Source organism: Cognataquiflexum aquatile (assembly GCF_003316845.1).
In the GTDB taxonomy this organism is placed as follows: Bacteria; Bacteroidota; Bacteroidia; order Cytophagales; family Cyclobacteriaceae; genus Cognataquiflexum; species Cognataquiflexum aquatile.
In genome coordinates, this window is sequence record NZ_QMIK01000002.1 from 143,376 (window position 1) to 157,311 (window position 13,936).

The 13,936-nt window shown below is 42.6% G+C and carries 13 protein-coding genes and 1 pseudogene; 6 read left to right on the plus strand and 8 right to left on the minus strand.

What is annotated here, in order from left to right; all coding sequences use genetic code 11:
* Window positions 1–137: 137 nt before the first annotated feature.
* The 3 genes from DQW11_RS07060 to DQW11_RS07075 form a co-directional block, all read right to left on the minus strand.
* Window positions 138–1,583, minus strand: coding sequence for an aldehyde dehydrogenase (NADP(+)) (locus DQW11_RS07060; RefSeq protein ID WP_113923361.1), 1,446 nt, complete (start codon window positions 1,581–1,583; stop codon window positions 138–140).
* A gap of 177 nt (window positions 1,584–1,760) precedes the next feature.
* Window positions 1,761–2,165 carry a hypothetical protein gene (locus DQW11_RS07070; RefSeq protein ID WP_113923363.1) on the minus strand — a complete coding sequence of 135 codons (405 nt, stop codon included), beginning with the start codon at window positions 2,163–2,165 and terminating at the stop codon, window positions 1,761–1,763.
* A gap of 139 nt (window positions 2,166–2,304) precedes the next feature.
* The gene (locus DQW11_RS07075; protein ID WP_113923364.1) at window positions 2,305–3,195 is read right to left on the minus strand and encodes a dihydrodipicolinate synthase family protein; all 891 of its coding nucleotides are present in this window, start codon (window positions 3,193–3,195) and stop codon (window positions 2,305–2,307) included.
* Between the two features lie 482 nt (window positions 3,196–3,677).
* Between DQW11_RS07075 and DQW11_RS07085 the strand changes: the two genes are divergently transcribed.
* Both DQW11_RS07085 and DQW11_RS07090 read left to right on the plus strand, forming a co-directional pair.
* Window positions 3,678–4,556 carry an AraC family transcriptional regulator gene (locus DQW11_RS07085; protein WP_113923366.1) on the plus strand — a complete coding sequence of 293 codons (879 nt, stop codon included), beginning with the start codon at window positions 3,678–3,680 and terminating at the stop codon, window positions 4,554–4,556.
* Window positions 4,553–6,241 carry a DUF885 family protein gene (locus DQW11_RS07090; RefSeq protein ID WP_113923367.1) on the plus strand — a complete coding sequence of 563 codons (1,689 nt, stop codon included), beginning with the start codon at window positions 4,553–4,555 and terminating at the stop codon, window positions 6,239–6,241. Before DQW11_RS07085 ends, DQW11_RS07090 begins: the two co-directional genes overlap by 4 nt.
* A gap of 64 nt (window positions 6,242–6,305) precedes the next feature.
* Here the strand turns inward: DQW11_RS07090 and DQW11_RS07095 are convergent, their stop codons facing one another.
* The 3 genes from DQW11_RS07095 to DQW11_RS07105 are packed head-to-tail and all read right to left on the minus strand — an operon-like array spanning window position 6,306 to window position 7,908.
* A complete protein-coding gene (locus DQW11_RS07095; protein WP_113923368.1) occupies window positions 6,306–7,082 on the minus strand; it encodes a Spy/CpxP family protein refolding chaperone in 777 nt (258 codons plus the stop codon).
* 23 nt (window positions 7,083–7,105) lie between these two features.
* On the minus strand, window positions 7,106–7,426 hold the full coding sequence (locus DQW11_RS07100; protein WP_113923369.1) for a hypothetical protein: 321 nt from the start codon (window positions 7,424–7,426) through the stop codon (window positions 7,106–7,108).
* Complete coding sequence (locus tag DQW11_RS07105) at window positions 7,426–7,908, minus strand: RNA polymerase sigma factor (RefSeq protein WP_113923370.1); 483 nt, start codon at window positions 7,906–7,908, stop codon at window positions 7,426–7,428. Before DQW11_RS07105 ends, DQW11_RS07100 begins: the two co-directional genes overlap by 1 nt.
* Window positions 7,909–8,232: 324 nt before the next feature.
* Here DQW11_RS07105 and gloA2 point away from each other — a divergent pair, with 324 nt between their 5' ends.
* The 4 genes from gloA2 to DQW11_RS07125 all read left to right on the plus strand — a co-directional run bounded on the left by gloA2 (window position 8,233) and on the right by DQW11_RS07125 (window position 11,086).
* Complete coding sequence (gloA2, locus tag DQW11_RS07110) at window positions 8,233–8,625, plus strand: SMU1112c/YaeR family gloxylase I-like metalloprotein (RefSeq protein WP_113923371.1); 393 nt, start codon at window positions 8,233–8,235, stop codon at window positions 8,623–8,625.
* Between the two features lie 94 nt (window positions 8,626–8,719).
* Window positions 8,720–9,169 carry a hypothetical protein gene (locus DQW11_RS07115; RefSeq protein WP_113923372.1) on the plus strand — a complete coding sequence of 150 codons (450 nt, stop codon included), beginning with the start codon at window positions 8,720–8,722 and terminating at the stop codon, window positions 9,167–9,169.
* Window positions 9,170–9,266: 97 nt separating this feature from the next.
* Window positions 9,267–10,094 (plus strand): DUF4349 domain-containing protein, encoded by an 828-nt coding sequence (locus tag DQW11_RS07120; protein ID WP_113923373.1) that lies wholly within the window; start codon window positions 9,267–9,269, stop codon window positions 10,092–10,094.
* Window positions 10,091–11,086 carry a hypothetical protein gene (locus DQW11_RS07125; RefSeq protein ID WP_113923374.1) on the plus strand — a complete coding sequence of 332 codons (996 nt, stop codon included), beginning with the start codon at window positions 10,091–10,093 and terminating at the stop codon, window positions 11,084–11,086. The genes DQW11_RS07120 and DQW11_RS07125 overlap by 4 nt, the downstream gene beginning before the upstream one ends.
* A 45-nt stretch (window positions 11,087–11,131) precedes the next feature.
* On the opposite strand, the pseudogene DQW11_RS07130 reads toward DQW11_RS07125, so the two are convergent.
* Together DQW11_RS07130 and DQW11_RS07135 are read right to left on the minus strand one after the other, a co-directional pair.
* Window positions 11,132–12,424, minus strand: a pseudogene (locus tag DQW11_RS07130) (aminotransferase class V-fold PLP-dependent enzyme).
* Window positions 12,425–12,595: 171 nt separating this feature from the next.
* Window positions 12,596–13,819: an iron-containing alcohol dehydrogenase gene (locus DQW11_RS07135; protein ID WP_198669861.1), complete on the minus strand. Its 1,224-nt coding sequence runs from the start codon at window positions 13,817–13,819 to the stop codon at window positions 12,596–12,598.
* Window positions 13,820–13,936 lie beyond the last annotated feature (117 nt).

The window sequence follows — 13,936 nt, forward strand, 5'->3', positions numbered from 1 at the left end:
TTGGGAAAATTGGAAAATTAAGGGTTGAAATGTTGAAAGGTTTTGAAAGTTAGAAAGTTATAAAACCACCTTATTTCTAAATATATGCCTATCTGTGGACTATGGACTGTTGACTGTTGACAAAAACAATTTTCTGCCTACTTTATAAATTCTCCGTCTATTGTTCTCCAAATCCCCAATGGATTGCTTTCTCTCAGTGCATCAGGCAATAAAATATCCGGCATGTCTTGGAAAGCTATCGGTCTTGCAAATCTCTTGATCGCGTAGACACCGACGGAAGTACTCCTGCTGTCAGAGGTGGACGGATAAGGACCTCCATGTTGCATGGCATATCCCACTTCCACTCCGGTCGGAACGCCTTTGTACAGCATTCTGCCGCATTTCTCCTCAAGAAGATTGATCAGAAAAAGTTTATCGCTGAGTTCTTCTTCTTCAGCCCAAATGGTGATGGTCAACTGTCCGTGGAGTTTTTCGGCTATGGCAAGCAAATCATCCTCTCCTTCATACACCACCATCAACGCAAATGCCCCGAAAACTTCCTGCTGGAATTTGTCATCACTCAACCAATCCTTGGCTTTGATTTTTGCCAAGGCAGGATGGCCTTTGATCAAGTCTTTGGCTGCAGCTACTTTCACCCATTCCAATTCTTCCCTGCCCTGCAGGTATTGCAGTGCATTGTAATAAGCATCCGCAATGCCTTCATGCAGCATGGGTGCTGCGGCTATGTCCTCGATTTCGGATTTTATTGCTGCCGCAAATTCCTTTTGCAGACTTTTTGGGACAAAGATCAAACCCGGATTGGTACAGAACTGCCCCACTCCAAGGGTCAAAGAGGAGATAAATGCTTTGGCACTTCCTGCGATGTCTTTGGAAAGTTTTTGCTCGAAGGTAAAAATCGGATTCACAGAACCCATTTCGGCATAAACAGGAATCGGTTCGTTCCTTTGGCTTGCTGTCTTGAACAATGCCATGCCACCATAATGTGAACCGGTAAATGCGATGGCTTTTGCAATCGGATGGACTGCCAAGGCTTGTCCTTCTTTGGCGCCACCTTCCACATGCTGAAATATTCCATCTGGCAAAGCCGAATCTATAACCGCTCTATGAATGACCTGGGCTACAAGCTTGGAAGTCTCAGGATGGGCGGGGTGTGCTTTGTATATCACCGGACAACCCGCCGCCAAGGCAGAAACGGTATCCCCTCCTGCTGTAGAAAATGCCAAGGGAAAATTACTTGCTCCAAATACGACGACCGGACCTAGTGGTGTCAAAAACCTTCGAATATCCGGTTTTGGTGCCGGAGTGCGGTTTGGATCTGCGTGGTCGATGGTTGCTTCCACCCAACTTCCTTCCTCCACCAACTTTGCAAACAAGCGGATCTGACCTGTGGTCCTTCCAAGTTCACCGGTAATCCTTCCTTCGGGAAGGTTTGATTCTTTGGATGCCAAAGGGATAATGGTGGCTTTTTCACCCTCCAATCCATCTGCGATTTTTCGGAGAAAAGCCGCTTTCTCTTTTCCTGGAAGGTTTTTAAAAAACAAAAATGCTTCCTGTGCTTTGGCAAAAATCTGGTCGTAGGTCATGGAGTTTGGTTAATGGTTAATTGGTTAATTGGTTGTAATTGTTGTAATGGTTCTAATTGTTGTTGGGTCATCAGGTTGTCTTGTTGTCCTATTTCCAAAGTCTTGTTCATTTCAAAAAGAAAGTCAAGAAACCAAATAAACTTCACCTTGTCACTTCGAACGTAGAGAGGGGTCTTTTCAAAGTTGAATTTCATAAATGTAGCTCTCATTGGTCAATGTGTCTATGAAATATCTTGATCCTTGGTCAAATTTATCTCCGCTACCATAGATGATCATACCTTTAGACGGTTTAAACCAATTAGGTGCATTAATCGGTTTAGTCCAACTTTCATCCTTAATTTTTAATTTATTTTGATATGTAAATTCATCCCACCATTTTTCAGTTGGTCTAAATTTCAAATAAACTATATATTCTTTTGTCCAGTGAGCGGATTGCCAATATTGACCCTTTAATAATTCAAGCTCTTTTAGGTTTTTTGAACCTGACCAATATTTGTAAACCTCGGCTGGGTCGTTTGTCTGAATTTCAGAGCAACTTGAAAGAAAAAAGAACGTCAAAAGTACTGCTGTTAGTATTCTCATACTTATTCCCGATTTACCACATCTTTTTGATCTAAATCACCTAGATTCTTAAATTTCTAGCCGTGTTTTAGTATGTCATAAGAATACTTATTTTAACCCCATTTACTTCGTACTTGGTACATCGTACTTCGTACCCAGATCACAACTTCGGTCTGTGTTCCAAACCCCTCTTGATGATGTTCTCGATTTTTACCCTTTCTTCCCCGATCAAAGTCAGTCTTGGAGCGCGAACCCATTCTGTCCCGATACCGGCCATCTGCTCAGCGAGCTTGATGTACTGCACCAACTTCGGATGGATATCGAGTTCTAATAAAGGTAAGAACCAACGGTAGATTTTTAAAGCCTCTTCTGTCTTTCCGGCCTTCACGAGGTTATAAACGGCAACAGTCTCCTTTGGAAAAGCACATACCAACCCGGCAACCCATCCATCAGCACTCATCAGCAATTCTTCCATTGCCAAAGTATCAACTCCGCAGAGGATTTTGAACCTGTCACCAAATAGGTTTCTCATCCTTGTCACATTGGAGATATCTCTTGTAGATTCTTTGACGGCTTGGATATTTGGGCAATCGGTCAATTCCTCAAACATGGCCAAGGTCACCAAAGTCTTGTAATCCACGGGATTGTTATAAATCATAATCGGCAAATCTGTACTGTTGGCCACCGCCTTGAAGTACGCGACGGTCTCTCTTGCGTCAGAACCATACCGCATCGGAGGCAAAAGCATCAAACCTGAAGCTCCCATTTCCTTTGCCTTGTGTGCCCAAAATATAGCATCTCGCGTGGCTCCTTCTGCGATATTTAGGATCACAGGAACTTTGCCATTGACATACTTTACCGTTTCGGTTGTCAACTGGATTTTTTCCTCCAAGCTAAGTACAGAGGATTCACCCAACGTGCCTCCGAGGATGATACCGTGTACGCCGGCTTCGAGCTGCGCATCGAGGTTTTTGAAAAACATGTCCATGTCCAAGCTTCCATCCTGATGGAATTTGGTCGTCACTGCCGGAAATACACCTTGCCAATTCATATTCTTTTCTTTTTTTAACCAAAGGTAAAGCGATTAATGGCTTGATACTTACACTTGATTAGTCAATAGTAATACCATATTGATTTTGAATTAGATATTTTGGTAAAAATAAATTAATATCATATTGAAAATTAATTAGTCCATAGTCCAAGGTCGACAGTCGATACTTGTCCGCCGTGGCGGAGCCACTATAATCGATTTTCAATCCTGGGTTTATATGGTTTTGTGGAAAAAAAGCATCCATATTGGAAAGTCCATGATTTTACAATTCCCTTGCAATCTAGGCAGAGAAAAAAATCAGCTTCAAATTGTCACTTCGAACGTAGAGAGAAGTCTTTCTTATAAATGGGAATATGGATTTCTCAGTTCCCGAAGAATTCGGGACAGGCTGTTCCTCCTTCGAAAAGACAAGGAAAGGTTGGTGAAGAATTCAAATGTAAATTCATAAAAAAGAAAGCTGACAAAGAATAAGCTAACAGGGTATGTCCAAAGTTATCCCCTTCAAAATCCCCAAATCACAAAAGGAATTTGTCCGCTTCCAAGTGGATGAAGGGAGCCACTTTTATGACAAACTCCACCAACACCCGGAGTGGCAACTTACCCTCATCCTGGAGGGAAAAGGCCAACTTATGGTTGGGGATTACCTTGGGAGGTTTGAACCGGGGGATATCTACCTGCTTGGTTCAAATGTGCCGCATGTCTTCCGATCTGATGAGGAGTACTTCCAAAAAACCAATTCCATCAAATCCGTTAGCAACACGATCTTCTTTGATTTTGAGGCGCTCGGTAAAGGAATCTGGGAAGTAGAAGAATTTCTGGAACTCAGACAATGGGTCAACGCCATCAAAGGTTGCTACGTGGTCAGGTGCGAAAATCAGGAATTCCTTAAAAACAGCATCCGGACATTTGCCTTAAAAACAGGGATGGAAAAAGTCCTGGCAGCCTTGGAAATGATCCGGTACTTGCAGCAACCCCATGCAATGCTACCACTTAACCGACTGCTCCCTATCAGGGATTATTCTGAACTTGAAGGCAAGCGCATGGGCAATGTCATGGCTTTTATCCTTGCTGAGAACCACCGCAACATCAGCCTCAAAGAAGTAGCAGAAACCGCAAACATGAGCAAGGAAGCATTTTGCCGGTTTTTCAAAGAGCGGACAGGTAAGACCTATACCGAATTCCTGAATGAACTCCGCATCCACAAATCCTGTCACCTCCTTCAAGAAACCGACCTGTCAATTTCCCAGATAGCCTATCAAACCGGATTCCAAAATCTTTCTTACTTTAATAGGGCTTTTAAAAAATATATACTGACCACCCCGAAATCATTCCGCAAACAAATCCATTTTCAAAACCTATGAAAAAACTGCTCCTTATTTCAATCATATTCCTGATGTTCTGGAAGGTATCCGCCTCCGAACTCTACCCCGCCATCATGAGCTATCAGGCTGACCGGACTGCCCTCAACAGAAAATATAACAATCCACTTTCGGATGAATATTTTGAAAGGATCGGCCGCCTGTATCTTGATTGGCTGAAAGCCCTCGAGAATATGCCTTATGATTCTTATTCGGCAGATGGCAAACTGGACTACCAGATTTTCAAAAATTACCTTGAAAAGGAAAGCTACTTTCATTCTGCTGCCTTCGAAGAATTTAAAGCCGTAAAAAATGTGGTGGATTTTGCGGCCCCACTGGAAAAATTCTACCAGGCAAGAAGGATGGCCATCAAACCCAATGCACAGGAATTGGCGGCTACTTTTACCCAAGTCGAAATGGCAATGAAAAACAAATGGGAGCAAAGCAAAAAAAGCAAGCCTTACGACAGTTGGCAAAAAGCGGAACTTGCCTCCCAAGTGGTAGAGGCGATGAGAAAGAGTACAGAAGAAGGTTACAAGTTTTACTTTGATTATGACCCGGAATTCACATGGTGGATGAAAGAACCCATGGCTAGTATGGACAAAAGCTTAAAAGCCTATGGCGAATTTTTGAAAAACCATTTTGAAAATACCGTGGTAAAGGATGACGGATCAGGAATCATCGGCAAAGTGGTGGGAAAAATAGCCATTGAAAAGGAACTGGCTTACAACATGATCCCCTATACAGCAGAAGAACTTTTGGCAGAAGGTGAAAAGCAATATGCCTGGTGTGAGCGCGAAATGTTAAAAGCCTCGCAGGAATTGGGATTTGGAAATGACTGGAAAGCCGCTTTGGAGAAAGTCAAAAATACCTACGTTCCTGCCGGAGAATGGCCGCAGATGGTCACCGAAATGGCAGAGGAAGCGATCACTTTTCTAGAAGAAAGAGACCTGATGACCATTCCGGAGATGGCCAAAGAAACCTGGAGGACATCTATGATGTCGGCAGAAAGGCAAAAAGTCAGTCCCTTCTTTTTGGGTGGGGAAACGATTATCATCTCCTATCCCACCTCCGAAATGTCGCATGCCGACAAAATGATGAGCATGCGGGGAAACAATCCCCATTTCTCCAGGGCAACAGTACAGCATGAACTGATCCCCGGACACCACATGCAGCAATACATGAATCAGCGTCATTTCCCGCACCGAAGGATGTTCAATACGCCATTTTGGGTAGAGGGATGGACTTTGTATTGGGAGTTTAACCTTTGGGACAAAAATTTCCCAAGAAATGCCGAAGACAAAGTGGGCATGTTGTTTTGGAGAATGCACCGGGCGGCAAGGATCGTCTTTTCGCTCAATTACCACCTTGGCAAATGGACACCACAGCAATGTATCGACTTCCTAGTAGACAAGGTCGGTCATGAGCGGGCCAATGCCGAAGCAGAAGTCAGGAGGTCATTTGAAGGAAGTTATGGACCGCTGTACCAGTTGGCGTATATGATCGGGGGATTGCAGGTGTATGCTTTGAAAAACGAGATGTTGGCATCGGGAAAAATGACCGAAAAGCAATTCCATGATTTCTTTATCAGCCAAAACTACATGCCGATCGAACTGCTGCGTGCAAGGATGAAGGAAGAAAATCTGCCAAGGAATTTCAAAAGTAATTGGAGGTTTCTTAACCCTTGAGGTGGGGAAATCAACCCTCCAAGGGTTTCGAACCCTTGGAGGGATAACCCTACTCCTCCAGTTTCTATTTTTTCAGAGTAATAATGATTGCTCCGTTTTTGGCTTTTTCCCCAAATCTTATGGTTGCTGATTCACCCTTCAGGACTTCAATGCTTTGAATATCATCGGGTTTGATTTTATCAAAATCAAAAAATTCTTCTAATCCATTATTTGTTTTAAGGTAGAAAATCGGGTTATCCCCTTTAGATTTTGGATCCATTTGGAGATAAATCTTAGACTTTGGATCTGAGTTGATAACCCATGAATCTGAGGCGTCAGGTGTGACAGTTACACCTTTGACCTGACCTTGGATAGAGGAACCTGGTGTTGGTCCTGTACCAACTCTAATCTGCGGACTTGTATTTTGAAATGTAGACGGGATCTTTGCTGGAGAAGCATATAACATCCAATTTTTGGATCCATTCAAAGAAGCTTGTTGGTTTTCTGTCAGCTCATTTTTTATGGCAACCAATGTACTGAGCTGCTTTTTCTTCAAGCGATTTTCTATGTCCAAAACAACATCCATCTGCTTGGAAACAGCTACCGCATCAGGTTTGGATTCTGCCAGAAGTTTTTTCAGCTTTTCAGTGGCCGCATCCAGATCCCATTTGAGCGTACTGAAGTCCGCGGCGTTGGTACTGTGGATTTTTTTGATTTTCTCAGCTTGGGCATCAGAAAGGGAGATTTTATCTCTGTTTTTCATGACGACATCGGCAGAGTAAAGGTATTCCTGAAACATGTCTTGGGCATTGCCCAAGCTTGCGGTGAGGAATAGGAGGATGAAAAGGGAATTCTTTAGCATGGTCAGAAAGATTTATTGTTGGTTTAGTATTCGGTCAAAAGGGAGGAAGTGGGAGATTCCCATGTTTCTAGGTATGTCTTTTCTTCGATCAGGATTTGTTGGTTGTCATTTTCATCTTTTTCAAGCGTGATAATGATTACCTCGGCCGGAGGATTGAAATCCTGTTTTTGCTGGGGCCAAAGGAAATACCCCAAAGCCAAAGAAGCAGCTATCCCAAACGGAATCCACCAATTGATGCCACTTGGTTTTGTTGGTTCTGGGAAAACTGGAATATCTATCTTCAGGTCCTTCTCCTTTAATTGATCAAAGAAGCTTTGAATTTCTCTATCGGATTCGTTTCTCATCACTTTTCGATTCTTGTTTTTTCAATCCACTCTTTCAATTTTTTCTTTCCCCTGTCATAATGGGTCCGCACCGTGCCGATATGCAACTGCATCACCTCGGCACATTGCTCCAAAGTCATGTTGTGGTAGAATACCATCAGCAACACTTCCTTTTGCCGTTCCGGAAGCGCCTGAAGCAAAGCCTCATGGGAATCATTTTCCGGATGATCATCCTCATAAGCCATGTCGGCTAGGTGGTCCAATGAGGTGTTTTTACCTTCCTTTCTCAATTCCTCGTAGGCCGTAAACCTGATCACTGAAAACAGCCAGGTTTTGACTTGGGACTTTTCCTTATAGACAGCTTTGCCTTCCAATATTTTCAGATACACAAGCTGCAGGACATCCTTGGCCCGATCATCATCAAATGAGCAACACTGCCGCGACCAATGGTAAGCTTCGGAATGAAGTTCTTTGAGTATGGTTTCGAGCCAGTGTTTTTTCATTTGTACTCCTTTGTTTCAAAAAGTTAAGATTATATGACAAGCCGCTCAGGTTATTTTTGAAAGTTGAGAAAAAAAGATGGATATGCGCTTCTTTGCCCGCGGCCCCATATTCTTCTTCAATCGGGACGGAAGACGGAAGTAGGAAGACGGATGTACAGGGCATTTAAGCCGGCAGACACTAATTAAAATGGATATTCAATCTACAGGTATCATTGCGTACATGGATAAAAAAAGGAAATAGGAAGCATAAATCCTATCAAGAAAGAATAATGTTATTTCTCAAATTTTTCAAACCAATAAAACCCTGTTTACCTTTGGCCCACTATGAAAAACCTGATCAACAAAGTCCACCATATTGCCATCATCTGTTCGGATTACAGGAAATCAAAAGCGTTTTATACAGAAGTTTTGGGCTTTGAAATCACCCGCGAAGTTTACCGTGAGGAGCGTGATTCTTACAAGCTAGACCTTTCTTTGAATGGGCAATATATTATCGAATTGTTTTCATTTCCGGATCCGCCGAAGCGGATTTCGAGACCGGAAGCTACGGGATTGAGACACTTGGCCTTTGAAGTGGGGGATTTGGAGGCGGTTTTGAAAAAGTTGAATGACTCAGGAATTTACTTTGAACCTGCCAGAACAGATGAATTTACAGGCAAAAGATTCACCTTCATTACCGATCCGGATGGATTGCCGATAGAGTTTTATGAAAAGTAAAAGTGCCCAATAAATGATTGGTTCTATGGGTATAGGGTTTCATGCATTTCCAAAAAAATTAGGTATTTTTCAGCCACCTTTATAAGCCCACCTCATGAAACCTAATCCCAAAACCAAGGAATTGGCCTCCAAAAGAAATAAAATCATCCTGTTTTTTGCCCTGATTATAGTTCTGACTTCCGCATTTGCCGTCAAGAAATTATTTTTCACAGATTCTGCTTTTGACAAACAGTTGGCGTTGCTCTCCACAGAAATCAACAAAACCACACCCATTTTGGTGGATCAAAATACCCGTCTTGACCGGACAGAAACCAAACGTGGCGAAGTATTTCTTTACCATTACACCCTTGTCAACATGGAAAAAGGGAATTTTGAGGAAGACGAGCTAAAAGAATTTCTCCGGGCACAGATCTTGGACAATATCAAAAACAATCCCGATCTGCAGTATTTCAGGGCACATGGCGCTGCCATGACTTATACCTACAAAGACAAAAATAACGCCCACCTTTTTGACCTCACCTTCACCTCCGATGATTATCGATAAATCGGTAACATTCCCTGAATTTGAAAAACATATGCTTTAAGCAAGATTTTGTTACCTGCTTTTTTCTTAAATTTTGGGTAAAATTAACCCCAATTCTATGAAGCTATTTTTCACGATGGCATTTATCATTGCCGCATGCTCCAACAATCCTTCAGAAACTGTGGAGAGCATGCCGGTGGAGTTCAATGAAATCATAGAAGCGCCTCCCACTGGACAAGCTGACGCATCGTCAGAAAAGCTACTTCTTTCACAGGATATCAGCCAAAAATTGGTCCGGTCAGGAGGAATTAATTTCCAATCCGAGGATATAGAAAAGGATTATGCCAAGATCAAAAGCATGCTTGGGGGATTCAATGCCTACCTGGAAAATGAAAATCAAAACAACGACAACTACCGAAAAAGCTATAATCTCAGCATCCGCGTTCCTTCTGAAAGGTATGACAGTTTGTTGAATTCCATTTCCGGAATTGCTTTTAAAGTAGAAAGCAAATATTCGAATGTCGATGATGTCACCGAAAGGTACTATGACCTCCAAAACCGCATCCAAAACAAAAAGGAACTTGAAATCAGGTACAGGGAAATATTGTCCAAAGCCAATCAGGTCAAAGACATCCTCGAAATCGAGCGAAACCTCAACGAAGTCCGGACCGATATCGAGATGATGGAAGGGCAGTTCAATTTCCTCAGCAAGCAGATCCAATTCAGTTCATTGCAGGTGCAGTTTTACGAGGAATTGCCTTATGAACTCAATTCTCCCAAAAAGAAGGGATTTTGGGTGAGGGTATTTAATGCTTTGGACAATGGATGGCAGGTATTCCTGACCGTTTTGGTTGGATTGGTGACCCTTTGGCCATTCTACTTTGCCGGAGCGCTGATCTTTGTTTTGGTAGTATATCTCAAAAGAAGAAATAAAAAACATCCATGAACCTTGTCAGATTTTTTATAATCCCGGTAGCTGTTTTCTTATTTGTTTCCTGCGCGAGTATTCAGGATTCGAACATCAACCTGCGTTTGGATAAAAGCAACTGTTTTCAGGAATTCTATTACGATTATGAGGAAGATCAGATCCCTCTTCCTTTGCATACGATAGCTATTCCTGAAAATATTTCGGCAAATTTTTCCCGAACAGGGATCAACATCGCCAATGCTATGGGAATATTAGAACTTTTGGAAAGATATGTTCAAAGCCTGGAAAACCTTAATTCCAATCCCAATACTGAAACTAGACTTAAGCACCTGGAATTATATCAAAAACTTTCGCATAGGATAGCGTTTGCGGAATTGGAAATTTCCTCTGAGTCAGCTGAACTCGAATGTGAAGAAGACCGCGCGGATCAGATCGCCAAATACCTCAAAGCAAAAGAAGGCGACACTGACACCAAGTTGACTGTGGCCTCGATTGTCATCGGAGCAGTAGGAGCCATATTGACTACGGTATTTTTTGACAGTGGCAAAACACCGGAATACATCGCTCTGAGTGCCGGGATTTTGGGAGCAACTTTGGGTGCGATGATTTTGGTAAATAAAAAGAAAGTCACTTTCCAACATGAAAGGAACCATTTACAGGAAATTTGGGAAGGACCTGCAACCTCCAAATATTTTCCTGCCTCAGTGTGGTATTATCTCAATTATGTCTATCCTGAAAAAGAAGAGCAGGTCTCCAAAAGAGAAGAAATCATTGAAAAATGGATGGGATTGGGCATATTCGAAGATCTCAAGCCAAAAGACAAGGAAGTACTGACTCAGAAATTTTTTGGAAAAGGCGGTGTGTATTTATCTGATGAAATGTCCGAAAGGGCCAGCATGTACGACCAACTCGGTTCACAGATCAATCTCATGATGCAGGACTTAAAAAGTCTTTCGCGCGAATTGGAAGTATTGCAAGCGAAGAAATTTCCAGAATTCAGACAAAACTGATTGCCTCAATTCCGGATTTCAAATTTTCCCTTCTTATTATTGATTTTATCCTTTGGATATCCTTTCCAAACCATCCAATAACTTATCCAGATCTGAGATTTTGGTATAGACATGGGGCGAAACCCTCACGCAATTGATATCTCCGTATGAAATCGGAGAGGTTTGGATTTTGTGCATTTTCATAAGCTTATCGTAGAGGTCCGACGGACTGACTCCCTCTATGGAAACACATGCCAAGGCGCAGCTATACTCCATTTTCAAGGAAGTATGTAGCCTGACTTTTGGAATTTCAACCGCCTTTGTTGCCCAATAATCCTTCAGGTACCGGATCCTTTCCTCTTTTCTTTTTGTGCCAATGGCATTATGAAAGTTGAGTGCTTAACCAATTCCCTGCTCAATCGGGAAACTCCTTGTACCTAGGCTTTCAAATTTCCGGATATCATCACTCTTCGGATCTCCTGCGCATACCAATGGCCACACCTTGGAAATTTTATCTTTTTTGATCCAAAGCATGCCACTCCCGATAGGGGCAGAGAGGTATTTGTGCAGGCTGGTGCCAAAATAATCGCCCTCTAGGTCAGGAATGTTGAATTCCAAAAGCCCATAGGAATGCGCCCCATCAATGATAACTTCTATTCCCCTGTCATGTGCCATCCGGGCAATCTTTTGGACGGGCATGATCTGTCCTGTCCAATTGACAACGTGCGTGAGGTGGAGAATTTTGGTTTTTGGCGTGATCGCATTCCGGTAAGCAGCCACAATTTCGTCATCATTTTCAATGGGGAATTTAAAGCTCAGTTGCTTGTACACGATCCCTTCCCTCATCTCGCGCTGTTTCCAGGCCATCATCATGTTTGGATAATCCTGATGGCTTCCGATCACTTCATCGCCCCTGTTCAGGTCAAGACCATAAATGACGGTCACCAATGCTTCGGTCGCATTTCTGTTGACCGCGATTTCCTCCGGGGAGCAGCCACCCAATTTTGCAAGGCTTTCCCGTAAGTTTTCCCTGCCCTGATCCAAAATCCGCCACATGTAATACGAAGGTCCCTGATTAGACATGAGGTTAAATTTTTCCACTGCCTGCTGGACTACTATCGGACTTGGCGAAACTCCCCCGTTATTCAACATGATAATTGGATCAGAACTTGCGCTATAGCCCTTTTGGATCACAGACCAATAATCTTCATTGCCGGCCATTTCCAAAGGAGAGATATTCTTATAATCTTCTGCTAGATTGCCCCATTCAGCAGCATGGAGGTGGTTAAAGAGGCTGTTAGCCGAAAATGCTCCCGCTAGGACTCCGGCTTTTTTGAGAAATGTTCTTCGGTCAAACATTGAAAAAGGTTTCATGCTGCAGAAGCTAAAAATAATTTTGCTTTTAAGCAAAACTGCCAGAAAAAATGATTCCTGGCAGCCTTTCACAAACGAAATTTACAATAGGTTGAAGAGTAATGATCACAGTAAAAACTTATGTTTTTTCCCCATTTAAAGAGTTTTTACAATAGATCAAGCTTTTGCACTACCTCTTATTTTCATATATAGTTTTTCCAAATCTTCTCTAAATAAAATCTGAGGAACAGGATATAGAGGGTTGGCTTCCGCCAATGCCCTGCTGATCATTTCAGGCAAATCGCTTTGTTTGATTTCCTCAATGTTACTTTTTATACTCATTTTTTTGTTCATGTCTTTGAGGTATTGGACAAAAGCATTTGCTTTTTGGGTAGTGCCTTGGTTTCCTTTTGCAATCCCCAAATGGTCTGCAAGTTCGGCCAACCTACCGCTTGCAGCAGTTCCATAGAATTCCAACACATGGGGCATGATGATGGCATTGGCTAATCCATGGGGATAGCCATAAAAGCCACCTATTGTATGCGCTATGGCATGTACATAACCCACATAAGCGCGGGTAAATGCTACTCCTGCCAGATATGACCCTTTAAGCATGGCAGCCCTGGCATTTAGATCCCCCGGGGAATTGTATGCTTGAAGCAAGTTTTGGTGAATGAGTGTAATTGCTTCCAAGGCCGCTTTTCTTGTTTCTCCGGTGTTGCTTCTGCCAATGTAGGATTCTACCGCATGGGTCATGGCATCCATGCCGGTCGCCGCTGTGATATGAGGCGGAAGCTTCAAGGTAAGTTCAGGGTCTAGTACCGCGTAGTGGGGAATAAGGCAGAAATCGTTGATGGGATATTTTTCGTGTGTTTCACTGTTGCTGATTACCGCAGCCAAAGTAACTTCACTGCCTGTACCCGCAGTAGTAGGTATAGCAATAAGGGTCGGTATCTTGAAAATCACTTTCAAAACACCCTTCATTTTAGAAACCGGCTTATTGGGACGGCTGACTCTCGCACCGACTGCCTTGGCACAATCCATCGGAGACCCACCGCCAAATGCAATGATGGCTTTACAATCATACTGATGATAAAGTTTCAACGCCTCTTCGACATTTTCAATAGTTGGATCCGGCACGGTTTTATCAAAAACAGCATATTTACAGCCATTGACACCAAGTTCTCTGATCAGACCTTCCAATAATCCCAACTTCATCAAAGTACTGTCTGTCACGATCAGAACGTTTTTGATTTTTAATTCTTCAAGCAAACCTGGCACTTTCTTTACACTTCCCGGCCCTTCCAACAGCGTAGGTTTTCGCCAGGGAAGCAATGGCATTGCCAGTTTAAAAACTGTTTGGTACACCCTGTAATAGGAGCTTAGGATTAAATTTTTCATTTCAGTATTTAAGGATTTAAAATGCGGAAAATCAATCAAAACAAAGATTGCATTGATCGTAAAGGGGGAAATCAAAAGAGGAAACCTCTAAAAACCTCTTTAGAGGAGCACATGCAG